The 25,291-nt window shown below is 34.4% G+C and carries 25 protein-coding genes and 1 riboswitch; of the genes, 11 read left to right on the top strand and 14 right to left on the bottom strand.

All coding sequences use genetic code 11. The features are described 5' to 3' along the window. Window positions 1–11: 11 nt before the first annotated feature. On the bottom strand, window positions 12–1,847 hold the full coding sequence (locus tag LB449_RS05265; RefSeq protein ID WP_224454021.1) for a TonB-dependent receptor plug domain-containing protein: 1,836 nt from the start codon (window positions 1,845–1,847) through the stop codon (window positions 12–14). Between the two features lie 33 nt (window positions 1,848–1,880). Then, window positions 1,881–2,092: riboswitch (cobalamin riboswitch) on the bottom strand. Between the two features lie 113 nt (window positions 2,093–2,205). Here LB449_RS05265 and LB449_RS05260 point away from each other — a divergent pair. From LB449_RS05260 to LB449_RS05250, 3 genes are read left to right on the top strand one after another with little or no spacing between them, the layout of a single operon-like run. Then, the gene (locus LB449_RS05260; RefSeq protein WP_224454020.1) at window positions 2,206–3,342 is read left to right on the top strand and encodes an ABC transporter substrate-binding protein; all 1,137 of its coding nucleotides are present in this window, start codon (window positions 2,206–2,208) and stop codon (window positions 3,340–3,342) included. Next, the gene (locus tag LB449_RS05255) at window positions 3,335–4,357 is read left to right on the top strand and encodes a FecCD family ABC transporter permease (protein WP_224454019.1); all 1,023 of its coding nucleotides are present in this window, start codon (window positions 3,335–3,337) and stop codon (window positions 4,355–4,357) included. The genes LB449_RS05260 and LB449_RS05255 overlap by 8 nt, the downstream gene beginning before the upstream one ends. 1 nt (window position 4,358) lies before the next feature. Next, a complete protein-coding gene (locus LB449_RS05250) occupies window positions 4,359–5,168 on the top strand; it encodes an ABC transporter ATP-binding protein (protein ID WP_224454018.1) in 810 nt (269 codons plus the stop codon). Here the strand turns inward: LB449_RS05250 and LB449_RS05245 are convergent. After that, window positions 5,165–6,061 carry a Brp/Blh family beta-carotene 15,15'-dioxygenase gene (locus LB449_RS05245; RefSeq protein WP_224454017.1) on the bottom strand — a complete coding sequence of 299 codons (897 nt, stop codon included), beginning with the start codon at window positions 6,059–6,061 and terminating at the stop codon, window positions 5,165–5,167. The two genes, LB449_RS05250 and LB449_RS05245, sit on opposite strands and share 4 nt — an antisense overlap. Before the next feature lie 96 nt (window positions 6,062–6,157). Between LB449_RS05245 and LB449_RS05240 the strand changes: the two genes are divergently transcribed. Next, a complete protein-coding gene (locus LB449_RS05240) occupies window positions 6,158–6,913 on the top strand; it encodes a bacteriorhodopsin-like (protein ID WP_224454016.1) in 756 nt (251 codons plus the stop codon). 62 nt (window positions 6,914–6,975) lie between these two features. Here LB449_RS05240 and LB449_RS05235 read toward each other — a convergent pair whose 3' ends face one another. Beyond that, entirely contained in the window at window positions 6,976–7,443 is a 468-nt protein-coding gene (locus LB449_RS05235) for an ankyrin repeat domain-containing protein (protein ID WP_224454015.1), read from the bottom strand. Between the two features lie 338 nt (window positions 7,444–7,781). Here LB449_RS05235 and LB449_RS05230 point away from each other — a divergent pair, with 338 nt between their 5' ends. Continuing rightward, entirely contained in the window at window positions 7,782–10,937 is a 3,156-nt protein-coding gene (locus LB449_RS05230; RefSeq protein WP_224454014.1) for a T9SS type A sorting domain-containing protein, read from the top strand. Window positions 10,938–10,940: 3 nt separating this feature from the next. Here the strand turns inward: LB449_RS05230 and ytxJ are convergent, their stop codons facing one another. Next, complete coding sequence (ytxJ, locus tag LB449_RS05225) at window positions 10,941–11,348, bottom strand: bacillithiol system redox-active protein YtxJ (RefSeq protein ID WP_224454013.1); 408 nt, start codon at window positions 11,346–11,348, stop codon at window positions 10,941–10,943. 126 nt (window positions 11,349–11,474) lie between these two features. Between ytxJ and LB449_RS05220 the strand changes: the two genes are divergently transcribed. Further along, the gene (locus tag LB449_RS05220) at window positions 11,475–12,164 is read left to right on the top strand and encodes a phosphoadenylyl-sulfate reductase (protein WP_224454012.1); all 690 of its coding nucleotides are present in this window, start codon (window positions 11,475–11,477) and stop codon (window positions 12,162–12,164) included. A gap of 52 nt (window positions 12,165–12,216) precedes the next feature. Here the strand turns inward: LB449_RS05220 and LB449_RS05215 are convergent, their stop codons facing one another. Both LB449_RS05215 and LB449_RS05210 read right to left on the bottom strand, forming a co-directional pair. Next, window positions 12,217–13,632 (bottom strand): MBL fold metallo-hydrolase, encoded by a 1,416-nt coding sequence (locus LB449_RS05215; protein WP_224454011.1) that lies wholly within the window; start codon window positions 13,630–13,632, stop codon window positions 12,217–12,219. Window positions 13,633–13,748: 116 nt separating this feature from the next. Next, on the bottom strand, window positions 13,749–14,672 hold the full coding sequence (locus LB449_RS05210) for an AraC family transcriptional regulator (protein WP_224454010.1): 924 nt from the start codon (window positions 14,670–14,672) through the stop codon (window positions 13,749–13,751). Between the two features lie 103 nt (window positions 14,673–14,775). Between LB449_RS05210 and LB449_RS05205 the strand changes: the two genes are divergently transcribed. Together LB449_RS05205 and LB449_RS05200 are read left to right on the top strand one after the other, a co-directional pair. Continuing rightward, on the top strand, window positions 14,776–16,275 hold the full coding sequence (locus LB449_RS05205) for an aldehyde dehydrogenase family protein (protein WP_224454009.1): 1,500 nt from the start codon (window positions 14,776–14,778) through the stop codon (window positions 16,273–16,275). A 121-nt stretch (window positions 16,276–16,396) separates the two neighbouring features. Then, window positions 16,397–16,756 carry a DUF779 domain-containing protein gene (locus LB449_RS05200; RefSeq protein ID WP_224454008.1) on the top strand — a complete coding sequence of 120 codons (360 nt, stop codon included), beginning with the start codon at window positions 16,397–16,399 and terminating at the stop codon, window positions 16,754–16,756. Here the strand turns inward: LB449_RS05200 and LB449_RS05195 are convergent. From LB449_RS05195 to LB449_RS05175, 5 genes are all read right to left on the bottom strand, one after another. Continuing rightward, window positions 16,741–17,193 (bottom strand): PH domain-containing protein, encoded by a 453-nt coding sequence (locus tag LB449_RS05195; protein WP_224454007.1) that lies wholly within the window; start codon window positions 17,191–17,193, stop codon window positions 16,741–16,743. The genes LB449_RS05200 and LB449_RS05195 overlap by 16 nt on opposite strands. A 6-nt stretch (window positions 17,194–17,199) precedes the next feature. After that, window positions 17,200–17,961 (bottom strand): peroxide stress protein YaaA, encoded by a 762-nt coding sequence (yaaA, locus tag LB449_RS05190; RefSeq protein ID WP_224454006.1) that lies wholly within the window; start codon window positions 17,959–17,961, stop codon window positions 17,200–17,202. 85 nt (window positions 17,962–18,046) lie between these two features. Further along, window positions 18,047–19,084 (bottom strand): RluA family pseudouridine synthase, encoded by a 1,038-nt coding sequence (locus LB449_RS05185; RefSeq protein WP_224454005.1) that lies wholly within the window; start codon window positions 19,082–19,084, stop codon window positions 18,047–18,049. A gap of 39 nt (window positions 19,085–19,123) precedes the next feature. After that, entirely contained in the window at window positions 19,124–19,678 is a 555-nt protein-coding gene (locus LB449_RS05180; RefSeq protein ID WP_224454004.1) for a PASTA domain-containing protein, read from the bottom strand. 72 nt (window positions 19,679–19,750) lie between these two features. Further along, window positions 19,751–20,398 carry a rhomboid family intramembrane serine protease gene (locus LB449_RS05175; protein WP_224454003.1) on the bottom strand — a complete coding sequence of 216 codons (648 nt, stop codon included), beginning with the start codon at window positions 20,396–20,398 and terminating at the stop codon, window positions 19,751–19,753. Between the two features lie 55 nt (window positions 20,399–20,453). On the opposite strand from LB449_RS05175, the gene LB449_RS05170 reads away from it, so the two are divergent. Then, window positions 20,454–21,326 carry a lysophospholipid acyltransferase family protein gene (locus tag LB449_RS05170; protein WP_224454002.1) on the top strand — a complete coding sequence of 291 codons (873 nt, stop codon included), beginning with the start codon at window positions 20,454–20,456 and terminating at the stop codon, window positions 21,324–21,326. 209 nt (window positions 21,327–21,535) lie between these two features. Here the strand turns inward: LB449_RS05170 and glmM are convergent, their stop codons facing one another. Beyond that, on the bottom strand, window positions 21,536–22,921 hold the full coding sequence (gene glmM / locus LB449_RS05165; RefSeq protein WP_224454001.1) for a phosphoglucosamine mutase: 1,386 nt from the start codon (window positions 22,919–22,921) through the stop codon (window positions 21,536–21,538). A 101-nt stretch (window positions 22,922–23,022) separates the two neighbouring features. Between glmM and LB449_RS05160 the strand changes: the two genes are divergently transcribed. Together LB449_RS05160 and LB449_RS05155 are read left to right on the top strand one after the other, a co-directional pair. Continuing rightward, the gene (locus LB449_RS05160) at window positions 23,023–23,610 is read left to right on the top strand and encodes an acyl carrier protein phosphodiesterase (RefSeq protein ID WP_224454000.1); all 588 of its coding nucleotides are present in this window, start codon (window positions 23,023–23,025) and stop codon (window positions 23,608–23,610) included. Between the two features lie 5 nt (window positions 23,611–23,615). After that, entirely contained in the window at window positions 23,616–24,308 is a 693-nt protein-coding gene (locus LB449_RS05155; RefSeq protein ID WP_224453999.1) for a hypothetical protein, read from the top strand. On the opposite strand, the gene LB449_RS05150 is transcribed toward LB449_RS05155, so the two are convergent. After that, window positions 24,305–24,673 (bottom strand): DoxX family protein, encoded by a 369-nt coding sequence (locus LB449_RS05150; RefSeq protein WP_224453998.1) that lies wholly within the window; start codon window positions 24,671–24,673, stop codon window positions 24,305–24,307. The genes LB449_RS05155 and LB449_RS05150 overlap by 4 nt on opposite strands. Before the next feature lie 80 nt (window positions 24,674–24,753). Beyond that, window positions 24,754–25,290, bottom strand: a complete 537-nt coding sequence (locus LB449_RS05145; RefSeq protein ID WP_224453997.1) for a DUF4252 domain-containing protein — start codon at window positions 25,288–25,290, stop codon at window positions 24,754–24,756. Window position 25,291: the final 1 nt, after the last annotated feature.

Here is a 25,291-nt window from a genome sequence, read left to right as displayed (position 1 = left end):
TAATCTAAATTTTAAAAATTAAGTTGTGTTTGTATAAAAAAATGCCTTCCCGGCAAGGGTCTGTTTTCTACAGTTTGATAAGGTGTATCTGATATGTTCCTCACTTGAAATGATAATTTTAAATCTAGTAATTCAGGGAATAAGTAAGAAACGCTGGCGTTCCAAAGCATATAATCTTCCAAAATATCACCTTCACTATTATTTGCTCTGGTAAAAACTTCGCCGTTATATAAATTTTGAACTTTAGTTGAAAATCGACCGAATTCGTAAGTTAGATTATTTTTAAACTGGTGCTTAGGTACATACGTCAGTTGAAAGCCTGTCTGTTTGTTCTCAGAAATGGTATACGCATACAAGGAATTAATTCTCAACTTATGCTCACCATACTGAAGCTGACTTCTGAAATTCGCTTCCAATCCATAGGTCTCGACTTCATCGACATTTTCGGGTTGCCAGATGTTTTCTGTATTTGGAATCCAACGAATCAAATTGGTAATGTCATTGTAATATCCCGTAAAGGATAACTGATATTTTTCTTTGGTGTCCGAAAAAATTAGTGAAGCTTCTGCTTGATTGGAGGTTTCTGGCAACAAATCCGTTCTCCCACTACCCTCCCAGTATAAATCATTGAAAGTGGGTATTCTAAAGTTTTTGGATACGTTTACTTTTGCCGCCACATGATTTGAAAATTCATAATTGAGGCCAGAACTAAATAAAAATGGGCTGTCATAGACATCAGAATATTCCTGTCGAACGCTAAGTTCTGCAGTAAGATCATCCCAATGGTATTTGCTTAAAAATGCAAAGCTGGCAATCGTCCTGCTTTCTGAAAGCACATTATCTCCATCTGCAGTACTATAATTATACTCACTCAACACATTAAAATCAAAATTGTTGTAGGTATAAAACAAGCTATACCGGGCAAGAGCTTTTTGAGCGGTAGCTCCGGTTGGTCTGGGAGTATTCACGTTAGCAGTATATTCGGAAAACTCATCAAAATACGCGAGTTTGAAAACTGATTTCACTTCAGAAAATCGACTCTCCCACTCCAACATGTGTCGATGATCTTCATTTGCATAGTTGGAAGGAGTATCCGATCGGAAGACCAAAGAAAAATTTCTGTCTCCATTAAAATACATCCCATGGTAAGTAATTCGATTGTTTTGGTCTAATTTTCGAGATAAACTTAAGTTGGCATTATAATGTTCAAACTGCCCATTAATATTTTGTCGATCAGTTTCAGGCCAGTCGTAATTATTTTCAGAAGAGATTCTGGACAAAGCAACCGATAAACTCCAGTTATCACTAGACGTTGAAGCTTTTAATAAATTCTGAAAGGTTGAAAAACTTCCAGCTCTGGCACTTAAGTTTACATTGGTTTCACCATTAAATTTTAATTCATTTTTTAAATGAATACTCCCTCCAATAGCTCCTGTTCCATAGATTACACTTCCACCACCTGGTCTTACGGAGAGTTCATCAAATCCATCGACCAACAGGGTATTGAAATCAGTTTGTCCGTTGAACTGTGAATTGATATTAAATCCATTCCAAACCACGGCAGTTTGTTGGGCAGTTGTCCCTCTAAAACTAGGCGACGAAACCATACCATAGCCGTTTTGCTTAAAGAAAATAGGCGTATTTTCCTGCAAAACATCAGTCAGCAAGCCTGGAGTTTCCTGCAGAGCTCTGCTGGAAATGGATTGCAAGACTTGTCCTGTAGAAAACCTTTTGATTTGACGGTCAACTACAAACACTTCATCCAATTTCTGAATGGAATCCAACTGTGAGTAACATAGCGTTGTTATTAAACACGCCAAGGCACTGTAAATTATTGAGTACTTCATACACCACTTGACTTTTATCCCGAAAGTCTTCGTTTTAAATTAAGCATCGAGGCAGGTCTCCTGGCTTGCGTCTTTATTCAACCTTCCCATTCCGAAGAACAGTGGGTACGAAGTTGAGGAATAAAGCGTACATCTATTGTGTACTAAGCTTACAGTTGCGGGAACAGCTTCCGATTTTAACGGAATTCCCTTTTAATCTTCAAAAGTTAAAATAACCTTTGAGAACCAAAATGCAATGCAAAAGTATACATTTCTTAAAGAAAGCCTTCATTTTGTAGCTAGAATTTTTAAATGCTTAAAATTTTGATGGATTAGATTCAGAATAAATAATCATACTTTTGTCAAAACATTAAATCGAATGAAGCCATTACTAGTTTTTATTATCATTTCATGTTTTTTTGCGTGTAAAAAAGTAGATGAATCATCTAATGACAATCAAAACTACACTGAAGTTGAAATAGAATATGCCAATGGATTTGAAATCCACGAGTATCCTGAATTCGCTAAGGTGACGGTTCACTCCCCTTGGCAAAATGCTAAAAAGGATATAGTATACCTATTGATTAATGAAAATGGTGAAATTCCTGATAACATTACTTACGATGTTTTGATCCAATTACCCATAAAAAGTCTAGTGACTACCTCTACAACTCACATTCCTTCATTGATAACTTTAGACAAATTAGATCAATTAGTCGGTTTTCCAAACCTCGACTATATCTCTTCAAAAGAAGCTAGAGTAATGATTAATGATGGGAATATAAAAGAGTTGGGGAAAAATGAATCCCTCAATACTGAAGTTCTACTTTCGGTCCAACCTGATGTGGTATTCAGTTTTGCTGTTGAAGGACAAAATAAAACTTTGAACCAGATACAAAATTCAGGAATACCTGTTGTTTACAATGGAGATTGGCTGGAAAATGATGCTTTAGGCAAAGCTGAGTGGATCAAATTTTTTGGTGTCTTTTTAGGTGAGTTGGAGGCTTCAATTCAATCTTTTAATCAGGTAGAATCCACTTACAATTCAGTAAAAAAAATAGCTTCTAAAATCTCAGACCAACCTACGGTTATTTCTGGTGCTATGCACCAAGATCGCTGGTATCTGCCTTATGGCACAAGCTGGCAGGCACAATTCTTTAAAGATGCTAATGCAAATTATATCTACAAAAATACCGAAGGGAAAGGAAGTGCTGCTTACTCTTTTGAAACCGTTTTGCAAGATGCTCAAAATGCAGAATTCTGGATATCTCCAGGTCAGTTTACTTCCTACCCTCAGCTTTTAGAAAGCAATATTCACTATCAGGAATTTGAGGCTTTTCAAGAAAAGAATATATATACGATGGCCAGAATAACTGGAGAGACTGGTGGTGTTTTATTTTATGAATTAGGCCCAAACCGACCAGATTTAATCCTAAAGGATTTAGTGAAAATTTTCCATCCGGAACTTTTAGAAAATGAAGAATTCACTTTTTTTAAGCCCTTGAGTGTTGAGTAAATCCTTTATAAACCATTTCCTTTTATTTATCGTGTTGCTCGTCGGGGTCGTTATGAGTCTATCTTTAGGGTCGGTATCAATTCCTTTTGAGGATATCTTTAAAAGCTTGTTTGGTTTATCGATCGAGAACTCAACCTGGGAATATATCATTGTAAATTATCGACTCCCAAAAACTATAACCGCCATCCTAATTGGTTCTGGTCTCTCTGTGAGCGGTCTCTTGATGCAAACTCTATTTAGAAATCCATTGGCTGGACCTTATGTACTTGGATTGAGTAGTGGTGCAAGCTTAGGCGTGGCTTTTTTGATCATGGGCGCAAGTTTATTATCAGGTTTTTTAGGGGAGTTTTTGTATTCAAAATGGGCTATTATTCTATCGGCCAGTGGCGGAAGTCTACTTGTCATGTTGGCTGTGCTCTCCACTGCACAAAGAGTAAAAGACACAATGACTTTACTTATTATAGGATTGATGGTAGCAAGCCTTACCTCCGCAATAGTGAGTGTTTTGGCATATTTCAGCAGCTCCAATGAACTTCAACTTTATATATTCTGGTCTTTTGGAAGTTTAGGTAATTTATCCTGGAAGGAAGTTGGAATTTTATCCCTTTGTTGGTTTATCGGATTAAGCTTTGCTGTCTTTTGTCTCAAAAATCTCAATGCTTTATTGCTCGGTGAGAATTACGCCAAAAGCATGGGAGTTCAATTGAAAAAAAACAGGATTTTAATTATAGTTTCAACCTCTATTTTAGCTGGAAGTGCTACTGCATTTGCTGGGCCAATAGCCTTTGTTGGCTTGGCCGTACCGCATTTGGTAAGACAACTCGTTCCCACCAATGATCATAGAGTTTTATTACCAAGTATCATTTTTGGGGGAGCAATATTGATGCTACTGTGTGATATTATTGCTCAACTACCAGGAACTGAGAGTACATTACCAATAAACGCTGTCACTTCCATATTCGGAGCTCCTGTGGTCATATGGCTGTTACTAAGAAAACGAAAACTGAATTTTTAATATGTCTTCTGAATTTAATCAAAGTAAAATTTTGCTTTCAGCTTCTTCTTTAAACCTTGGTTACAAAGAAAAAAGAAGCGTAATTTCTGTTGCTGAAGCGATTAATTTTGAAATCAAAACAGGAGAGCTTGTAGCTTTAATAGGTATAAACGGTTCCGGTAAGTCGACTTTGCTTAAGACGCTTTCGGGTCAAATTCCCGCCTTGTCTGGAGAAGTAAAAATTGATAATCAGTTATTATCAGGGCTTCATGATAAAAATTTAGGCTCATATCTAAGTCTCGTTTTAACCAATGAACCAGTATCAAGACAACTGACTGTTATGGAGCTGGTTGCTTTAGGAAGACATCCTTACACCAATTGGATGGGACAGTTGAGCGAAATAGATGTTGAAAAAGTCAATAAAGCATTAAGTCAGGTGGATTTAATTCAGAAGAAAGATAAATTGTGCGATTCCTTAAGTGACGGTCAATTTCAAAAAGTCTTGATCGCGAGAGCTTTGGCTCAGGATACACCATTAATATTAATGGATGAACCCACCACACATCTCGATATGTTTCATAAAGCCTATGTCCTACAACTGCTTAAGACCATAGTGAAAACCTCTCAAAAAAGCATTCTTTTTGCATCTCACGAAATCAATTTGGCGCTTCAGCTTTGTGATAAAATCATACTAATCGATAAAGGAAAAGTTGATTTTGGAACTCCTTCAGAATTAATTCAAAAGGGTGCTTTTAAAACTTTATTCCCAGCTGATTTCATTGTCTTTGATGAAGTCAGTAAAACTTTTAGAATGAGAATCCAAGACGACTAATGGCGATCAAATAATTTTCTCATAATAAATACATGAGGAAAAGTAATTGCGGCAATGAAAGCGAAAAGCAAGGACAGAAAATTTTTGGTGTCTTTAAATAACCAAACTACTACTACCATACCTAAAATTGAAGCAAGCCAGTATGGAAATGCTTTTTTAAAGTATTTCATGAAATTTTTAAAATGAAATTTACCGTAAAGTGAGTTCACTTGATCCTTTAGTGAAGGAATACTATGCCAAAGGACAAAATATGCAGCAAATCCCCACACCACGTCGCTCAAATAAAAAAGTACTGTAAACATGACCAAATACAATACATTGACTAAGGCTGAGGATTTTAACTCAGGATTATTTACTGAGTTAAAGTAAAATAGGGTTAGGCTTAAGACAAATGAAGCTATTAATACAATGAGGAATAGAGAATCAGGTACTGTGTAACTAGTCATGTCTTTTATAATCACAATTACCTCTTCCAGGTTTAAATACAAAAGGAGGAACAAAATTAAAAGTCCGTAACATAAATAAAAAAAAGACGCTAAAATCGAAGATTGATCGGAGATTTTAGCGTGAAAATGTTGTTCTCCAAAATGATAACCACTAATAAGTACAAAAGCAATTAAAGCAAATAAGGGAACAACATAAAAGACCACGACAAAGGCTAAGACTACTGCTAAGTAGATGAAGAGTGATTTCAAAAATTGTTTTTGTTTATCGTTTTGGTTTAATTTCTCTATCACAAAAAGATCATTGGAACCGTGCAAAATACCGAAGCTAAAGATTCCCAATAAGGCTATAACATACTGAAGGTCTTGTGAAAAGATTTCGGTTGCGCCAACTGCGAAAAGGGTTAAGAGAATTATGTAATTATAGAATTTCTGTTTATAATCATTCATATATTGCAAAAATAATTCAAAAATTTTTCTAAAAGTAAAATTTCATGTTTAATTTATTCCTACATTTGGATAAACAAACTTAAATTATTTAATGCTATGAGAACATTTATGTACTTATTGGCCGACGTATCGAAAATCGCAAATGACGATTATGTTGGTTTTACTTTTTTCGTAGGTAGTATGGCTATGATGGCCGCTTCTGCCTTTTTCTTTTTATCACTAAGTCAGTTTGATAAAAAATGGAGAACATCAGTATTAGTCTCCGGATTAATTACTTTCATTGCAGCAGTTCATTACTTCTACATGAGAGATTATTGGGATCAAGTTGGAGAGTCGCCTACATTTTTTAGATATGTAGACTGGGTCTTAACAGTACCACTTATGTGTGTTGAATTCTTCTTAATTTTAAGAGTTGCTGGTGCTAAGCAATCATTGATGTGGAAATTAATTTTCTGGTCAGTAGTAATGCTTGTAACTGGTTACTTTGGAGAAGCAATCGCTATTGGTAATCCAACAATGCAATGGGTTTGGGGTCTTGCATCCGGTATTGCTTATTTCATTATTGTTTACATTGTCTGGTTTGGAGAAGCTAAGAAATTGGCTGTATCCGCAGGTGGGCAAGTACTAAAAGCACACAACATCTTATGTTGGTTTGTACTTGTAGGATGGGCAATATATCCTTTAGGTTACATTTTGGGTACTGAAGGTGGTCTATTTGGACTACAACTAGTATCTGATATTGATGCAGCTCAAATGTCTATGAACGTTGTTTATAACATTGGTGATGCAGTGAATAAGATTGGATTTGGTTTAGTAGTATTTTCTTTAGCAGTAAATTCTTCTAAAGACTAATATTATTCACCTTAATATTTAAGCCGAATCATTCATGATTCGGCTTTTTTTTTGTCTTAATCTTACTGAAGAATATCTTTAATCTCTTCAAAGCCTAATTTCTCTGCATGATCTTTAACAGTGAGTCCATCCTGATCCTTTAATGATACATCTGCATTATGCTCTATCAGTAACTTTACAACTTCAGGTCTATTGAAACATACTGCATAGATAAGCGCTGTAGCGCCTTTATTATTGGTTAGGTTAATATCAGCATCATTGCTTAATAACAAGCTAACCATGTCAAGATTTCCTTTAAAACTCACACCCATTAGTGCCGTATTACCAGTCACGTCTTGAGTATTGACATCTGGATTATACTCAAGTAATATTTTAACAATTTGGACATTATCCGTGTAAGTTGCATAAAGTAATGGAGTGAAACCTCTTTCATCTTTCATATTAATTTGAAATGAATTGTGCTTAAGAATATCTTTTACTTCATTTAATTTCTGATTCTTGACTGCTTTTAATAAGTCTGTGTTGTTCATAATTAAAATTTTGGACCAATTTAAATTAAAGTTGTTTCATATCCCATGTACATGATTTCAAATTATTATAGTCGTATTGGTGTTTCATATCTCAAACTATAAGACCGTCCTATTTGTCTATAGTTTTTCCAAATTGCTTTTTTTTATTTATTTACTTTAAATCAAGGCTATTTACTTTCCTTACGAAATCGTTATAGTAGTACATGTACTACAAAAACTGACATTTCAACATATTCATTTGTAAAACATTAACTCCACAAAAGCAATTATTAATATATGAGATCAATTATAAACAATACAGTTTTAATATTGTACTATATTTTTGCAAAAAAAATTAAATGGGTAAATTTTTACTTTTAATACTTAGTTTAAGCTTAAGTATATCTAGTGTTGCTCAGACTATAGAAAATGACTGTGATTGTGATATAACTATTACAGGTGAGGATCAAAATTTTCCCTATGCTACTTATGATCAATCAAAAAATAAGACTATATGTTTCAAAGGGGACTTTGACTTCGAGCTCAATTGGAAAAAACTTGGAAACAATGTCACTTTATGTATTGGTGAAGACGTCAAATTTGAATCAGATGGTTTAGAATTTGAAGAATCTAAAACCATTTATAATTACGGTGAGTTTGAATACGATCATGAATTAATTCTTGATCAAAGTTCTTCCGTAATTAATTATGGAAAAATGGAATCTAAATTTAATTTTGATGGAGGTTTTATTAAAAATTTAAACGACGCAAAACTTAAAATTGAAGGTTATAGCAATTTCAATTCAGGAAATCTTTTTAGTGATTCAGAATCAGAATTAGAAATAAAACAAAATCGAATCATTATTGGAGAATATATGTCATTTGAAGTTTTGGATGATTTTGAATTTGATGGAGATTTTGATAATAATGGAACAGTTAAATTTGGAGGTGAAGTTGAAATTGAAAAATCACTAACCAATTCTGGTAGTTTTATTGCTGATAACGATGTTAAGATTAAAGGCTCTACAAATAATAGTGGTACCTTATCTATTTCAGGTGAATCTGAATTTGAGGAAAATGTAATGAATAAAGGAACGATTGAGCTCTATGACGAAGCCGAGTTCGGTGAAGATTACGCAAGTGACAGTGATGATGCTAAGTTAATAGCTTACGGTTTTCTAGAAATCGATGGTGATGTGAATTTGCAGAAAGGGTATTTAGAAGCCAACCAGGGACTAGTGTTTGATGAAGATACACAGATCAAAGAAAACGCTCGTTTGAAATTTATGGGGGAAGCTTCATTTGAAGATCTAACATTATCTGGAGAAATTTTTACTGATTTTGGAAATAACATTCTGAAAATTGATGACGCTGGAGGTTATGGAGGACAAATAATTGCTATAGATCCAAGTAGTATTTTTATAGAAGATTTAAACGATTTACCAGATAACTGGAACTTGACCGGAAATATTTCTGATAAAGAAAATGAAGATGACAGTAAGGTTGTCATCTGGCTCGGGAAAGAATCTTCTGACACTAATAATAAAAATAACTGGTCTGGAAATATAAAAAAGAAAAATAATATCCTTATTCTAAAAACTCAGAACCAACCGATTATAAATAAAAAATTGGAAGTAAAAAGTGTCTTTGTAAATCCAGATGCAAAGCTAACTAACCTAAATGTTTTAGAAATTGAAGGGGATTTAAAAATTGAAGGAGAATTTAACTCTCGTGAAGGTTCTATCGAGATGAAAGGTAAACAAACTCAAACTTTAAGTTTTAAACATACAACTGAAATTGGTTCGTTGATTATCGATAACAAAAAAGACAACGTTGAACTTTTGGAAGGAAATATAGATATCTTCAAGAATATTGAATTGGTAGATGGTAATTTGATAACAGGTTATCTATCCGAAACTCCTGACAATAATTTAATCACTTTCAAATCGGATTCTGATCAAACAGCTATACTTTCTGAAGTTAAGGGTAATAGTAAAATCATTGGAGCTGTAAGAATCGAACGTTATCTACCTTCTTCTAACAGAGCTTATAGATATTTAAGTTCATCTGTTAATTCAATTGGATCTATAAACGATGACTGGCAAGAAGGGGTGAATAACACTGTGAATAATTATAATTCTAATAAAAATCCTAATCCAAGCTACGGAACACACATTACTGGAAACAAATCAGGTCAAAATGGATTAGATGCTTCACTTACTGGAAATTCTTCCATGTTTACATGGAATTTAGATTCTGGAAGCTGGGAGGCCATTACAAATACAATTGATCAAAAACTAGAAGTGGGAAAATCTTATAGCATTCTTATAAGAGGTGACCGAAGCACCAATATTTATTCTAGTAACTCAGCATACACTGGATCTACAACTTTGCGAAGCACTGGAGAGATTGTGACTGGAAATGTTGATGTTTCACAAGAATTAAACAAAACTCCTGATGGTTTTACACTTTTAGGGAATCCATACCAAGCTCAAGTCGATCTTAAGAAAGCTTTAAAGGAGAGTTCTTCACATTTAAATCAAGAATCTTATTACGCCTGGACTCCAAAACTACAAACAAGAGGAGGATATGTTACTGTAGATTTGGAGTCAGAACCCGTAGAATACATTCCATCTGTAAAAAGTACTACTTCATCAAATGAAGAAGATTTTAGATATATTCAGCCGAACCAATCTGTGTTTCTCAAAACATCTCCAACTGCAGATGATCAAAATCCTCCAACATTAGTTTTTAAAGAGGAGCATAAAACTAACAGTATAACTTCGAATGAAGTTTTTAGTGTTCCAGAACAGATTGGCAAGATAGATTTAACTTTAATAAGAAAAAAAGACAATCAGGTTGTTGACGGCGTAAGATTTAAATTGAATGATAACTTTATAAACGAAGTCAACAAATTTGATGCTACAAAATTATGGAATAGTGAAGAATCCTTCAGCATTCTAGCAAATGAAACAAGTTATCTGGCTATAGAAAGAAGACGTTTTCCAGAGGTTGATGAAACATTGAAATTCTGGATTGGGAACTATACTAGCCAGGAATATACTATGCTAGTTGAAGTCACCGATATAGAGAATTTCAAGATCTACTTAAAAGACAACTATACTGAAGAAACTACTGAACTTGAAAACGGAGATAACGAAATTGATTTTAATGTAGATAGTTCTATTTCAGAATCTGTTGCTTCAGATAGGTTTGAACTCGCTTTTGAACCTGAAACACTTAATATTCAGGATAATGAATTAGATTATAATAATATTCAATTATACCCAAATCCTTCATCAACAGGAATTGTTTACTTAAAGCATCAGAATACATTTAATGGTGATGTTGATATCGAATTATTTTCAATGGCAGGTCAAAAGGTAAATGTTTCAAGTGAACCAGTATCAAATTCAGAATTGAAAATTAATACAAGCTCTCTATCGACAGGAGTTTATTTGGTAAGACTTTCACATGGTCAACAATCGACAACCCGAAAACTTATAATCCAGTAATAATTATTCTGGCAGAAATCGCTTAATATCTGAAATATGAATTGCCGAATGTGAAGCATGATGCAGGACTTCGGCATTTTTAATAACAAGAATTTGAGGAGATTGGTGTAAAACTTGAAAACGTCTTGTGATTTCATTTGAAATATCCCGATGTGCCAGAAGGTCTAGATATAACATTTCAATATAGTCGTTATTAAAATCAATTTCGTTTTGAAACTGATGCCACACCATATTACTTATACCACAAGTCACAGAATGCTTAAAAATCACAACTAATTTTTCCTCAGAGAGCTTTTCTAAGGCATTAAGCTGTGTGATGTCCTCAAGCGTTCTCCAGGTAAAATTACTGGCTTTAGTAGTGTTTTCGCTTTGAGTCGGTTTTGTATTAAAAAGCTGGTCGAAAAAACCCATATGTTTAATTTTAAAAGTGAAAATATAAGTGGTGATTTAATTCTCCAATTAAAGTTATCATTACTAAATAAAGGCAAAATATAATCAGTTACTTATATTCGCAAAGTTAAAATATCTAGAGATAGAATGAGTGAAATTATAGAAAAGAGAATACTTTCCAGTCAAGAAATAAAACAGCTAAATAAAAAATATAAATCTTTAAGTATAGTTGATCGTATTAGAAACCTATACGATGATTTTGATCAGGGTGAAGTTATGGTCACTAGTTCTTTTGCAGCTACGTCGGCTTTCTTACTAAAGCTTTTTTCTGAAGTCAATACAGACCAGATTATATATTTTATAGATACGGGGTATCATTTTGATGAAACTATAAAATACAAGAAACAACTCACAGAAACCTATCATTTGAATGTGAAATCATTAACTGCTCCAAAGCGAGAACATGAATTTACTACCAAAGATAAAACCTGGACCAAAAATCCAGATTTCTGTTGCTCTATCAATAAAGTAAAACCCTTGGAAGCCATTAAAGAAAAGTACACCGTTTGGGTTTCTGGCTTAATGGAATGGCAGAGCGATCACAGGGAATCTCTGGATATTTTTGAGCAAAGAGGGGAAATTTTGAAGTTCTATCCCCTTTTAGATGTAAGTAAAAAGGAAAGGGATAGTTTTATAAAAAAACACAATCTACCTTTTCATCCTTTGGTAAGTAAAGGTTATCATTCTATAGGTTGTAAACACTGCACAGTGCCTGGAAAAGACCGAAGTGGTAGATGGAATAACAATCCCAAAACAGAATGTGGTTTACATCTTTAATAAAAAGAGCTCCAATAAATTGGAGCTCTTTTTATTTAGGATCTTATAGATTTTATAAGAGTGTTGAAGGACAAACATAGTCAGTTTTAGGAATCTCTTTATTCTCTAAAACTTCATCAAAACCGCCTATCACATCCACCACATTATCAATTCCGCGTTGCTTCAATATGGAAGCGGCTATCATGCTTCGATAGCCTCCCTGACAGTGAATGATAAATTCAGTTTTGGGAAATTCTGCTAAATGCTTATTCAGTTCATTCAAAGGTGTATTTTCTGCTCCCTGAATATGCTGAGATTGATATTCGCTTTTCTTCCTCACATCAAAAACTTTTGCAGAATTAGACTTAATCCTTTTTTCTAATTCTTCTACGGTGATTCTATCCACCTTATCAATTTCTCTACCTGAATCTTTCCAAGCTTCCATACCCCCTTTCAAATATCCTATAGCGTGATCGTAGCCTACTCTTGCTAAACGTATTATGCTTTCCTCTTCTTTACCAGGATCTGTAACCAAAAGAATTTGTTGTTTGATGTCTGGAATCAATTCTCCTACCCACTGAGCAAAGTTATTGTCCAAACCAATATTGACACTATTTGGAATAAATCCTTTATGAAAATCTTTGGCTTCTCTGGTGTCTAGTATTAAAGCCATAGTTTCATTTGCTGCAGCTTCAAAAGCATTCGGTTCTAAAGGCTGTTCTCCCCTATTTATGATATCATCAATGCTTTCATAACCTTGGATATTCATCAGAACATTTTTAGGAAAATAGCCAGGAGGTGGTGCCAATCCATCCAACAATTCTTTGATAAATTCTTTTTTGGTCATATCCGGACGCAAAGCATAGTTGGTTTTCTTTTGATTACCCAGTGTATCAGTAGTTTCCTGACTCATCATTTTGCCACAGGCGCTCCCTGCTCCGTGATTTGGATAAACAATCAAATCATCGGATAGCGGCATTATTTTATTTCTAAGCGAATCATACAGGTGTGCCGCTAACTTTTCTTCTGTAAGGTCTGCAATGACATGCTGAGCAAGATCTGGCCTGCCCACATCACCGATAAATAAGGTATCTCCAGTTATGATTCCATGCTCTTTACCTTTTTCATCAATCAAAAGGTAAGTGGTAGATTCCATAGTATGTCCTGGAGTGTGTATTGCCTTTATAGTATAATCACCAACTTTGAACTCCTGATTATCTTTGGCGATAAGAGCCTCAAAACTTGGCTTAGCCGTAGGACCAAAAACAATGTCTGCTCCAGTCTTTTTTGCAAGATCTAAATGACCACTGACAAAATCAGCATGAAAATGAGTTTCAAAAACGTATTTAATGTTTGCATTATCCTCATTGGCTTTATCAATATAAGGCTGGACTTCTCTTAAGGGGTCAAAAATAGCCGCTTCACCTTTACTTTCAACATAGTATGCTGCATGAGCAATACATCCTGTATAAATTTGTTCAACTTTCATAATTTATTTTTTTATTATGAAGCTAAATTAGCTGATGCATATAATGTTTAAAGAAACAAAAGTTACATTATGATCTAATAATGAAATGAATATGATAAATATCAGTTTTTTAAAAACTAATATCCTAAAATGGATTTTCTGAATTGGCTTGGCGTCATGCCTTCTTGCTTTTTGAATTGTGTATTGAAATAGCTAGAACTATTAAACCCACAGGAAAAAGCAATTTCTGAAAGCTTATGATTAGTAGATCTTATCATTTTCTTTGCCTGTTTCAATCGTTCTCCGTTAAGGTATTCCATAGGTGTTTCACCTAAAGTGTTTTTGAAAGTTTTGTAAAAATGAGATGAACTCATGCAGGCCTTATTTGCAAGAGTATCAACACTTATCTCTTCTTTAAAATGTTCTCGAATATATTTTAAAACAAACGCCATTCTGTTATTATCAAAAAGGTAAGACGTTTCATCCAGCAGAGCTGCTCTTGCATTAGTTTGCAGTAAGCGTAAAATCAATTCCTTGATCATAACATCCAAGAGGGCATCTTTGGATTTATGACCGCTGGTAAAAGTTTGAAGAAGTCTATCTATTAAATGTTGCACCTGAGAATTATTATTGAGATGAAGTGGTGACAGATTTAACCCTGAGCTCATGGCAAAATTTTCTTCAATCTCCGTCGCATTTTGATAGACGTCTATCGTTTCCTGAATTTTTTTAGAGTCGATCCCTAAAGCCATACATTGAGTTGGAGAATCTAAAGTAGCGTCAGGAAAATCAATAACCATTTTCTTTTTGGAAGGTAATACCACAGATTCGCCAGGTAAAAAATCAAAAGTTGCTTTATTTTCTAAATGCATAATTTTTCTACCAGAAATCATACTCGCAATGATAGGAAAATCAAACTCTAAGTAAACCTGATCTGCCTTTTGGTGAGTTTCATAAATATTCATCTCTGCAAAATCTGCAGAATAAATCGTTCTGTTCTCAACTAGGGTTTCAATTTTTCTCAGACTTTTATGTGTTTGTGGTGTTTTTCCTGTAATCATCTTAAATAAATAGAATAATGATAATTAAAAATAGAATTATTATATTATAACGAATGTATATACTCTAATTTTAACTAATTCTAATTTTTAAACAGATAATTTTATGAATCACACAAAACCTAAATTCAAAGAGAAGTATGGTAATTATATCAACGGAGAATTTGTAGATCCAATTGGTGGACAGTATTTTGAAAATACCTCTCCAACCAATAATCAGTTAATTGCCAAATATCCAAGATCTCAAAAGGAAGATGTAGAGAAAGCGGTAGAGGCTGCTAATGCAGCAAAAGTGGCCTGGGGAAATACATCAGCAGCCCATAGAGCTTCAATTCTTCAAAAAATAGCTGATGCTATTGAAGAAAACTTAAATGATTTCGCTGCGATTGACACCTACGATAATGGTAAAGCCATCAGAGAAACAGTGAATGCAGATATTCCTCTAGCTGTTGATCACTTCAGATATTTTGCTTCAGCCATAAGAGCTGAGGAAGGCAGTGCCACAGAGCTCAATGAAAACACCCTTTCTCTAATCATCAAAGAACCTTTGGGTGTAGTCGCACAAATTATTCCATGGAATTTCCCAATGCTCATGCTAGCCTGGAAAGTTGCTCCCGCCCTTGCCTCTGGAAACTGCGTGGTTCTAAAACCAGCAGAACAAACCCCAAGTTCTGCAACGTTCTTGATGGAAAAAATAGGTCATTTACTCCCTCCCGGAGTCTTAAATGTCATCCACGGATTTGGACCAGAAGCAGGAAAACCTTTGGCTTCCAGTTCTAAAGTAAACAAAGTAGCTTTTACAGGAGAAACCACCACAGGACAGCTTATTATGCAGTATGCTTCTAAAAACTTAAATCCAGTAACGATGGAATTGGGTGGAAAATCACCTAATGTGTTCTTCAACTCTGTGATGGATCATGATGATGCATTTCTGGACAAATGTATTGAAGGAGCCGTACTTTTTGCTTTCAACCAAGGCGAAGTTTGTACCTGTCCTTCCCGACTTTTGGTACAAGAAGACATTTACGATGAATTTATGAAACGCGTTGTAGAAAGAACTAAAGCCATCACTCAAGGAGATCCATTCGATATGAATACCCAGATTGGTGCTCAGGCTTCCAACGACCAGTATCAAAAAATACTATCTTATATGGACATAGGTAAAGAAGAAGGCGCTAAAGTTCTTTGTGGTGGTGAAGCCTTCAAAGCTAGTGGAGAATATGCTGATGGATTTTATATTCAGCCTACTATTCTTGAAGGACATAACAAAATGAGAGTCTTTCAGGAAGAAATTTTTGGCCCTGTTCTAGCCGTCTGTAAATTTAAAGATGAAGATGAAGCCTTAGAAATCGCAAACGATACTTTATATGGCCTTGGAGCTGGCGTTTGGACAAGAGATGCTCACCAGTTATATCAAATTCCTAGAGCTATAAAAGCTGGTCGGGTTTGGGTGAATTGTTACCACGATTATCCAGCTCACGCTCCGTTTGGAGGTTATAAGAAATCTGGATTTGGTCGAGAGAACCACTTAATGATGCTTAACCATTACCGCCAAGCCAAGAATATGTTGATTTCTTACGATAAAAATAAGCTCGGTTTCTTTTAGAATTAAAATATCAATTTAAATAATTTACACCCAACATCTTAATTTTTTAGTTCATGCTGAATTAAATACTGCTAACTTAAAAGATTGAGGTGTTTGGTTTTTAACTATAAGTAAAATAAATATGACGTACACACGAGTTGATATAACTGAAGAGGCAGAAAAAGTTTTGAAAGAATTGAAGGCAAAACATGGAAACGTTATTTTTCATCAAAGCGGTGGTTGTTGTGATGGATCCTCGCCTATGCTTCTTCCCAAAGAAGATTTTTATCTGGATGAATCAGACATTTTTATGGGAGAAATTGGAGGTGTTAAATTCTATATGAATGAAGCTCAATTTGAATATTGGAAACACACTCACCTTACCGTGGACATTACCGAAGGAAGAGGTTCTAGTTTTTCTTTAGAAATTCCAGAAGGCTTTAGATTTATTATAAAATCTAGACTTCTTTCCAAAGACGAAGAACATTATTTCAATATGTGACGTTCATAAATTTCAACTTCAATGGAAGGTTTCATTTCTTTGATGTAATCAACAAATTCATCATTGTTTTTTGGTGAAATGTAAATTTCCTTTCCCTTAATATCATAAATAATAAGTCCTTGCCTGGAAGTTCCAAGCTGTGAACCAGATGCTGACGTTTTACCAACAAGAATTTTTTTGATGCATTCAATTTTTATTTTATTGCGAAAAGGACCACTCTTTATAAATAGTTTTCTGTTTTTTATTTTGTAGTAGGTTCCAAAATAAATCCAAAAGATGAGCAACCATATCAATACTATAATTGAATCAAAAACAATTAAATAAGGCACTGAAAAATCAACGAATAAAAAACTTTCGCTGATTAGAATTATAAAAAGCAGTGAAAATCCTACTATTATAAATCGTGAACTGATATCTTTTTTACTCTTAAATTTCACCAGCAACTATCTTATGAATACAGGCTCCGTAGCCTTTTTCGTATGTTCTTCAGAGAAGTGATAATCGTCATAATCAAATCCTTTGATACCTTCTAAGGAATCTATGTTTTGATCTAAAATATATCTTACCATAAGCCCTCTAGCTTTCTTAGCATAAAAACTTATAATTTTAAGTTTACCATTTTTAAAGTCTTTAAAAACAGGGCTAATAATTTCAGCGTTGAGCTTTTTGAGATCTACTGCTTTAAAATATTCCTGACTTGCCAGGTTGACGAAAAGCTCATCCGTATCCAGTTCAGAATTGAGTTGTGTTGTGATTTTATCCTTCCACAATTCATACAAATCATCATTAGATTCTATAGATAGTTTTGTTCCCATCTCCAATCTATAAGGCTGAATCAAATCAAGTGGTTTTAAAACCCCATACATACCAGATAAGATCCTCAATGAATCTTGTAACCGATCGATTTTATCTTCAGGAATAGAATAGGCATCAATTCCAGAATACACATCACCGTCAAACATATAAATAGCAGGTCTGGAATTTTCTAAAGTATGTTGTTCTTCAAAATCTTGGTATCGACCATAATTGAGATCTGCAAGCTTATCGCTTATACTCATAAGCTCTGCTATCTCATCCTTCGACATTCTTGATAATTTACGATTGACTTGTCCTGCCAATTCTTCAAAAATGGGTCTTGTATATTTATCTGTTGGAAATTTGGATTCTTGATTTAATGACTTTGCAGGGGATACAACTAATTTCATTTTTTGTTTAAATTTAAAATAATTTCAAAAGGTAAATTATATAGTTAACTAATAATTTCAGATAACACTATAACCTTATCTTATTTCAAATATTTTCTTTACTATTTTTAGCATAATTCCTCCACCTTTCTACACAATCTGAAATATCAGCAGGCACTTCAGAATCAAATTCCATCCATTTTTTGGTAACAGGATGTTCAAATGCTAATGTTTTGGCATGCAAAGCCTGCCGGGGTAGAATTTTAAAACAATTATCTACGAACTGTTTGTATTTGGTGAAAGTTGTCCCTTTCAATATTTTATCACCACCATAGCGCTCATCATTGAAAAGAGTATGACCAATATGCTTGAGATGGACACGAATTTGATGAGTTCTACCTGTTTCCAATTGACATGAAATCAAAGTGACGTAACCTAAACGCTCTATGACTTTATAATGGGTGACTGCAGGTTTGCCTTGGTCAGCTTCATCTCCACCAAAAACAACGTTTTGAAGTCTGTTTTTTGGGTTTCTCCCAATATTGCCTTCTATAGTTCCTTCATCGTCATCCATATTTCCCCAAACCAATGCTATGTATTCTCGCTTACTGGTCTTATGAAAGAACTGATTGGTAAGGTAAGCCATTGCAGATTCTGTTTTGGCAATTACCAATAATCCGCTTGTATCTTTATCGATTCGATGTACCAAACCTGGACGATCACTGCTGTTGTTTGGCAAATTATCAAAGTGATAGATCAAAGCATTAATAAGAGTTCCTGAATAATTTCCATGTCCCGGATGAACCACCATGCCTGCGGGTTTATTTACTACAAGAAGCGCTTCATCCTCATATACTACATCCAAGGGAATATTTTCCGGGGTAAGTAAATTTTCATAAGGAGGATATGCCAATAAAACTTTCACCTCATCTCCCGCTTTCACTTTATAATTTTGCTTCACAGCAATACCGTTGACGTAGATGTTGCCATCCTTCGCAGCTTGTTGTACTTTGTTACGTGTGGCGTTCTCTATAAAATTCATCAAAAACTTATCTACACGTAATGGCTCCTGACCTTTTGTGGCTTTGAAACTATGATGCTCATAAAGATCATCATTCTCGTCTAGATTGTCGTGTGTTTGCATTGTGATTATGGTTTGGAAATTTTGAAAGGAAGGAACAGTCTACAAACTGCCGTCTCCTACTACTAAGTCTATAGTACTTGTTTTGGGCAATTTATCACCAGCTTCGATGGTTTCGCCTTTGTGTCTCAATCCTAAAACTGCTCCTTTAGCAATATCAGGTTTCATAATAATATCGCCAATCTGAAATCCTAAAGCTATAAGAGTTGGTTCCACCTGTCTTCTAGTCTTCCTCGTCAAATCTTTAGGTATTTCTACATCAATATATCCAGATGGATTAAGTGTTAGGTAAATTTTACGATTTTCCTTTACCTGTTTTCCAGGTTTTGGAACTTGATCCAAAACAGAATAAGGAGGATAGTTTGGATTATAATTAGCTGAATCTAAAACTTCACGTCTCAAGTTCATTTCTTCCAATTTTTTATCAACAATGTCCAACTCAAATTTTGATAAGTCTGGAACTTCTACTGTTTCGTTATGATCAGTCTTGATATCTAAATATTTTAAAGCCCCAAAAACCAAAACCACAGTAACAACTGCAGCAATTATCAACTGAAGCAAAAAAGCTTTACTAAAAATAAATTTGAAGAATTTCATAGATAAAAAATATTTGCAAATATAGGTGATGACCAACCTAGAATAAAAAATAACGCAAGAGAATATATAAAATTATAGTTTTCCCATCTTTTGCAAAACAAAAAGTACAACAATAGGCAAGGCCAGTAGAACCACCATCAATAAATGTTCTTGTAAAACCCACGGAGATAGCAATAACGTAATGAAGTATCCTCCCATAGCGCCACCAAAATGCGCATCGTGTCCAACGTTATCTCTCCGAGCTTTCATAGCCCAAATGGAATAAAATAAATACCCTATCCCAAACACATAAGCTGGAATAGGAATGATAAAAAATAAGCCTAACATCATGTCGGGCTGAAGAAGTATTGCAGCATACAAAACACCCACAACAGCACCACTCGCTCCTACTGCTGTATAGTAAGGTTCATTTTTATGGAATTGCAGCGAAAGCAAATTCCCCAGAGCTAAACTTCCAAAATAAATCAGCAAAAAACCACCAGTCCCAACGAAGCTAACCACACTGGAGGCAAAAAAATACAGAGTCAACATATTTACAAAAAGATGAGTTGTATCTACATGTAGAAAAGCAGAACTAAGGATTCTGATTTTATCACCTCCTTTGATTGAAGAGATTTCAAATTTATAACGATTAAAGAATTCATAATCATTAAATCCCTTAAAAGAAATCAACACATTTGCAGCAATAATCGCAATAACAATAAAATCTAATCCTCCCATAATTTTCAAAACTCAAAAAGCCAAATATACCTATCTTTGCCCAAAATTACCCTTGATGCAATTATTGATTTATGTTATAGTGTACCCTTTTTTGTGGGTCATTTCAAAACTTCCTTTCAAACTTATTTACATTCTCTCCGATGCAGTTTACATATTGGTTTACAATGTATTCGCCTATCGCAAAAAGGTGGTTGTCAATAATCTAAAACTTGCATTCCCTGACTATTCAAAATCACAACACGAAGCTATCGCCAAGAAATTTTATAAGCATTTATGTGATATGATATTCGAAGCAATTAAATCGATTTCCATTTCAAAAGAAGAAGCCGAAAAGCGTTTTCAGTTGGAAAATCTATCCATTTTTTCAGAATTGGAAAAGAAAAATAAAAGTGCAGTTTTAATTTTAGGACATTATGGAAATTGGGAATGGATTTTTATTTTGCAAACCTTCATAAATCATAAAGGCTACGGTATTTATAAGCGATTGAAAAATAAGTATTTTGATAGATTGGTAAAACGCATAAGAGCAAAATATGATACTTACCTCATCACTACAAAGGAAACAGTGAAAGTATTAAACGAAGTCAATGCAAAAGGAGAACTCACCGTTAGCGGTTTTATTTCGGACCAATCGCCAAAAAGAGATAAAGCTTTTCATTGGCAGGAATTTATGGGAGTAGAGGTTCCGGTTTACACAGGTGCCGAAATGATGGCCAAAAAACTTGATCATGCCGTTGTATTTACCAAAATCTCTAAAGTGAAACGTGGGCACTACAAATGCAGTTTCGAGCTGATCACCGATCAACCAAAGTTGATCCCAGACTATAAAATAACAGACCAATTTCTTACTTTACTGGAAAAACAAATACATGAGGAACCCGCCTATTACCTATGGACTCACAAGCGCTGGAAGCATAGGAAAGTATAAATAAGGTCACGGTCTTTATTTAACCAAAACCCCAGTTACCTATCCTATACTGCTTATCTTTTCTGATTTTGCCTTAGTTGACTTTTAATTTTATAGAAATTAAGCTTAAAACCAAAGTTGACTTCGAAGCTCACATCTGGTAGAGAAGTGAGAATATCTATTTAGAAATCCACTATAAACATGCAATCACCTGAAGTCTTTTCAGTTTTTTACTTGCTCAGTTCTTCAAGTTCAGATATAAAACGCTGAGCTAGTTCATCTGCTTCTTTTTGACTTTTAGCTTCAGTGTAGATTCTAACTATAGGCTCAGTATTCGATTTTCTTAGGTGCACCCAGTTCTCTGGAAAATCAATTTTTACGCCATCAATAGTTGTTATATCTTCATCTTTATAGATTTCCTGAATTTTATTCAGTAAAGAATCAACGTTAAGGTCTGGAGTTAATTCAATCTTTTCCTTCGCCATATAGTAAGACGTATAGGTTTGCCTTAGTTCAGACACCTTCATTTGTTTCTCAGTCAACAAACTCAAAAACAAAGCAACACCCACCAAACTGTCTCTTCCGTAGTGGAGTTCAGGATATATAACCCCTCCGTTCCCTTCACCTCCTATCACCGCATTGACTTCCTTCATTCTAGCAACAACATTCACTTCACCTACAGCGCTGGAAAAATATTCACAGCCATGTTTTACGGTAATATCTCTTAGCGCTCTTGACGATGATAAATTACTAACCGTAGCGCCTTTTTTTCTACTCAAAACATAATCGGCAATACTTACCAAAGTGTATTCTTCACCAAACATTTCTCCATTTTCGTCAACAAATGCTAATCTATCCACATCAGGATCTACAGCAATTCCAAAATCTGCATGATGATCTTTAACCTTTTCAGACAATTCAGTAAGATGTTTGGCAAGTGGCTCTGGGTTATGAGGAAATTCTCCCGTAGGTTCGCAATAGAGTTTGACTACCTCAACACCAAGCATTTCTAATAATGGAGGAATAGAAATCCCGCCAGTTGAGTTAACGGCATCTACCACCACTTTTATGTTGGCCGCTTTAATGCGATCTACCTCAACCAAATCCAAATCAATTATTTCTTCAATATGTAGATCGATATAGGCATTGTGATATGTGATTTTACCCAAATCATCAATTTCGGCAAATTCAAAATCTTCCTGGTCAACAAATTTTAAAATCTGTTCGCCCTCCTCTGCATTCAAAAACTCGCCATCTTTATTTAGAAGCTTCAAAGCGTTCCACTGTTTAGGATTATGGCTTGCTGTTAAAATTATTCCTCCGTCTGCATGTTCCATTTTTACAGCTACTTCCACTGTTGGAGTAGTAGAAAGTTCTAAATCGACAACATGAATACCCATTCCAGACAAAGTTTGCATCACAAGAGATTGAACCATCTTACCAGAAATTCTTGCATCCCTTCCAACGACAACTTTGTAATTTTCTTTATTCCTTTGGGTTTTTATCCATTGACCATAAGCAGCAGAAAATTTTACGATATCCAGAGGCGTCAGATTATCGCCAACATGTCCGCCAATGGTTCCTCGAATTCCAGATATAGATTTAATAAGTGTCATAATTATGGTTTTGATGAAATTTTTGTGGGGTAAAGATACAAGTCAAAAGATTTAACTCATAAAATATTTGCTAAAACTGCTTAATAATATACTTTAGAGCAATGAATTATTTGGCTCACATCTATCTTTCCGGAAATGACGACTTGCTGAAGCTTGGAAACTTCATGGCAGATGAAATCAAAGGAAAGTCTTACCTAAAATATCCTAAAGAAATTCAGAAAGGAATTTTACTGCATAGAGCTATTGACAACTTTACCGATCATCACCCCTTGGTTTCTAAAGGAGCTCACCGCTTTTTTGATGAACTCAGACATTACAATGGCGTTGTTATCGATATGATTTACGATCATATCCTGGCTAAAAATTGGGATGTATATTGCGATGTAGAACTACCTAGCTTCGCCGAAGAATTTTATCTTCTGCTGGATAGTAATCAGCATCTGCTTCCAAAAAAAATTAGCAAAGTTGTTCCTTACATGATAGAACACAACTGGCTACTCAGTTATGCTGACCTTGGTAACTTGACTAGTATTTTAAAACAGATGAACAACAAAACCAAACATGAAACTCAACTCCACAAAGGCGTTGACATCTATTTGTTGCATCAAAATGAGTTTGAAGAAGAATTCAGAAGTTTTTTTGAAGACATAAGAGCATTTTGCATGAAAAAGATTAATGAACAGAAATAACAGTTATGAAACTCCTACTTAAAATATTAAAGGTCATTGGAATAGCTTTACTGAGCCTTATTCTGATAATCACAATTACAAGCTATTTCTTATCAGAAGAACTACCAGAAGGCCAACAAGGCGCTGAGGCAGATAAGCTTGCACAAAAGATTTTGGAAGAATTAAATTATGAGGCCTTTGAAAACACGAAAGTGATAAGTTGGACATTCGCAGGAATTCATTCTTACGAATGGTATAAAGCTGAAAACTTCGTTATTGTGAAATCAGATGATTATAAAGTAAAACTTGATTTAAATGACTATTCTAACAGTGAAGTGATTTCATCAAAAAAATCAAATGACGATAAACTCATTAAATCTTCCATCAAAAACTTCAATAACGATTCATTCTGGCTGATTGCCCCATATAAACTGATGGAAGACAGTGTAGAAAGAAGAATTGTTGAGGAGAATGGGGATAAAGGTTTATTGGTCACATATACCTCTGGTGGATCAACTCCTGGAGACTCTTATTTATGGAAAGTAGATGAAAACAACAAACCTGAATCTTTTAAAATGTGGGTTTCAATTATCCCGGTTGGAGGGCTTGAAGCAAAATGGAAAGACTGGGTCGAAACCCAGTCTGGAATGATTGTATCTACTAAAAAAAGTGTCTTCGGAATACCCATCGATATTACGAATTTGGAAACTAAACCTTAAGCAAAGGCTATAATTGCAGACATTACCAACATTAAAAAGGCAGGTAATGAGCGCTTTAATTCGTCATTAACTTTAATGTGCATGCCTATAGCACCAATCATTAAAACTCCCATACCAATAGAACCTATAAGGTCTAAATTATAGCCTGGTTTAAATATGCTGATAACAAGGAGAGTTGCAAATAGAAGTTTAAGAAAACCAATAACTGGAACAAACCAAACAGGTAATCCATACTTTTCAAATTCCTCATTCATACTTCCGGCTCCACCTCCACGCCACTCTGTCTTTTTGTTGAATCTCAATAGCCAGACGTTTAATATTCCTAAAGCGATAATAACTTTAAATATTATAATTAGTGTACTCATAATTAGATTTAATTTTGGTTAAATATCTTAAATATATTTAAAAAAGAAAGTAATCTAACATAACTTTAATGTGAAATTTCTTATTTCTCTAAATTTTCAAAAATATTTCCAAAATCCTGAGGTAGGGCATTTATGTTTAAGCTTTGAGCAGATTGACTTATTTGATAAATATCACTAGCATTCACATCATTACCTCTCATTCTCAATAGCAATAATCCTAATTCAGAATCAAATCCAAAAAATATAAGTTCATTAATTTCATTCTCCGTTCCCACATAAAGCAACTTAGCTTCTCTATTACCACTGCTAAAGCTTATCAGAGGCTCATAATCTGGTTGACTCAGAATCAGTTTAAGATCACGCCTTTCTTTTTGAAGTAAAACTGAGTCTTTGTTTTTGGAAAGTGCCAGCAAATTTATTTTTTCAATTTTCTTTAAACTATTGTTTTGTTCTGCAGATAAGCTGTCCAAATTCTGAAATAAAGTTCCTGTTGGAAGACTTGCAGATATAAATTGTGCTGAATCTTCCTTTTCCACAAAATACTCTTGCAAACTCTTTTTATCGTTACACGCGCCGACAATAAAAATACAGGATAATAAACATATCAACTTTTTCATA

Source organism: Psychroflexus lacisalsi, from assembly GCF_020164495.1.
Classification (GTDB): Bacteria; Bacteroidota; Bacteroidia; order Flavobacteriales; family Flavobacteriaceae; genus Psychroflexus; species Psychroflexus lacisalsi.
The sequence above is the reverse complement of the archived record's forward strand: the minus strand, read 5'-3'. Positions and strand labels throughout refer to the sequence as shown.

Coding starts and splice junctions, on each gene's coding strand:
- LB449_RS05205 (WP_224454009.1), top strand. CDS start 14,776: ATGAATCACACAAAACCTAAATTCAAAGAGAAGTATGGTAATTATATC.
- LB449_RS05230 (WP_224454014.1), top strand. CDS start 7,782: ATGGGTAAATTTTTACTTTTAATACTTAGTTTAAGCTTAAGTATATCT.
- yaaA (WP_224454006.1), bottom strand. CDS start 17,961: ATGAAATTAGTTGTATCCCCTGCAAAGTCATTAAATCAAGAATCCAAA.
- ytxJ (WP_224454013.1), bottom strand. CDS start 11,348: ATGGGTTTTTTCGACCAGCTTTTTAATACAAAACCGACTCAAAGCGAA.
- LB449_RS05245 (WP_224454017.1), bottom strand. CDS start 6,061: ATGAATGATTATAAACAGAAATTCTATAATTACATAATTCTCTTAACC.
- LB449_RS05250 (WP_224454018.1), top strand. CDS start 4,359: ATGTCTTCTGAATTTAATCAAAGTAAAATTTTGCTTTCAGCTTCTTCT.
- LB449_RS05175 (WP_224454003.1), bottom strand. CDS start 20,398: ATGGGAGGATTAGATTTTATTGTTATTGCGATTATTGCTGCAAATGTG.
- LB449_RS05265 (WP_224454021.1), bottom strand. CDS start 1,847: ATGAAGTACTCAATAATTTACAGTGCCTTGGCGTGTTTAATAACAACG.
- LB449_RS05215 (WP_224454011.1), bottom strand. CDS start 13,632: ATGAAAGTTGAACAAATTTATACAGGATGTATTGCTCATGCAGCATAC.
- LB449_RS05185 (WP_224454005.1), bottom strand. CDS start 19,084: ATGCAAACACACGACAATCTAGACGAGAATGATGATCTTTATGAGCAT.
- LB449_RS05260 (WP_224454020.1), top strand. CDS start 2,206: ATGAAGCCATTACTAGTTTTTATTATCATTTCATGTTTTTTTGCGTGT.
- LB449_RS05160 (WP_224454000.1), top strand. CDS start 23,023: ATGAATTATTTGGCTCACATCTATCTTTCCGGAAATGACGACTTGCTG.
- LB449_RS05210 (WP_224454010.1), bottom strand. CDS start 14,672: ATGATTACAGGAAAAACACCACAAACACATAAAAGTCTGAGAAAAATT.
- LB449_RS05240 (WP_224454016.1), top strand. CDS start 6,158: ATGAGAACATTTATGTACTTATTGGCCGACGTATCGAAAATCGCAAAT.
- LB449_RS05150 (WP_224453998.1), bottom strand. CDS start 24,673: ATGAGTACACTAATTATAATATTTAAAGTTATTATCGCTTTAGGAATA.
- LB449_RS05220 (WP_224454012.1), top strand. CDS start 11,475: ATGAGTGAAATTATAGAAAAGAGAATACTTTCCAGTCAAGAAATAAAA.
- LB449_RS05155 (WP_224453999.1), top strand. CDS start 23,616: ATGAAACTCCTACTTAAAATATTAAAGGTCATTGGAATAGCTTTACTG.
- LB449_RS05180 (WP_224454004.1), bottom strand. CDS start 19,678: ATGAAATTCTTCAAATTTATTTTTAGTAAAGCTTTTTTGCTTCAGTTG.
- LB449_RS05145 (WP_224453997.1), bottom strand. CDS start 25,290: ATGAAAAAGTTGATATGTTTATTATCCTGTATTTTTATTGTCGGCGCG.
- LB449_RS05200 (WP_224454008.1), top strand. CDS start 16,397: ATGACGTACACACGAGTTGATATAACTGAAGAGGCAGAAAAAGTTTTG.
- LB449_RS05170 (WP_224454002.1), top strand. CDS start 20,454: ATGCAATTATTGATTTATGTTATAGTGTACCCTTTTTTGTGGGTCATT.
- glmM (WP_224454001.1), bottom strand. CDS start 22,921: ATGACACTTATTAAATCTATATCTGGAATTCGAGGAACCATTGGCGGA.
- LB449_RS05235 (WP_224454015.1), bottom strand. CDS start 7,443: ATGAACAACACAGACTTATTAAAAGCAGTCAAGAATCAGAAATTAAAT.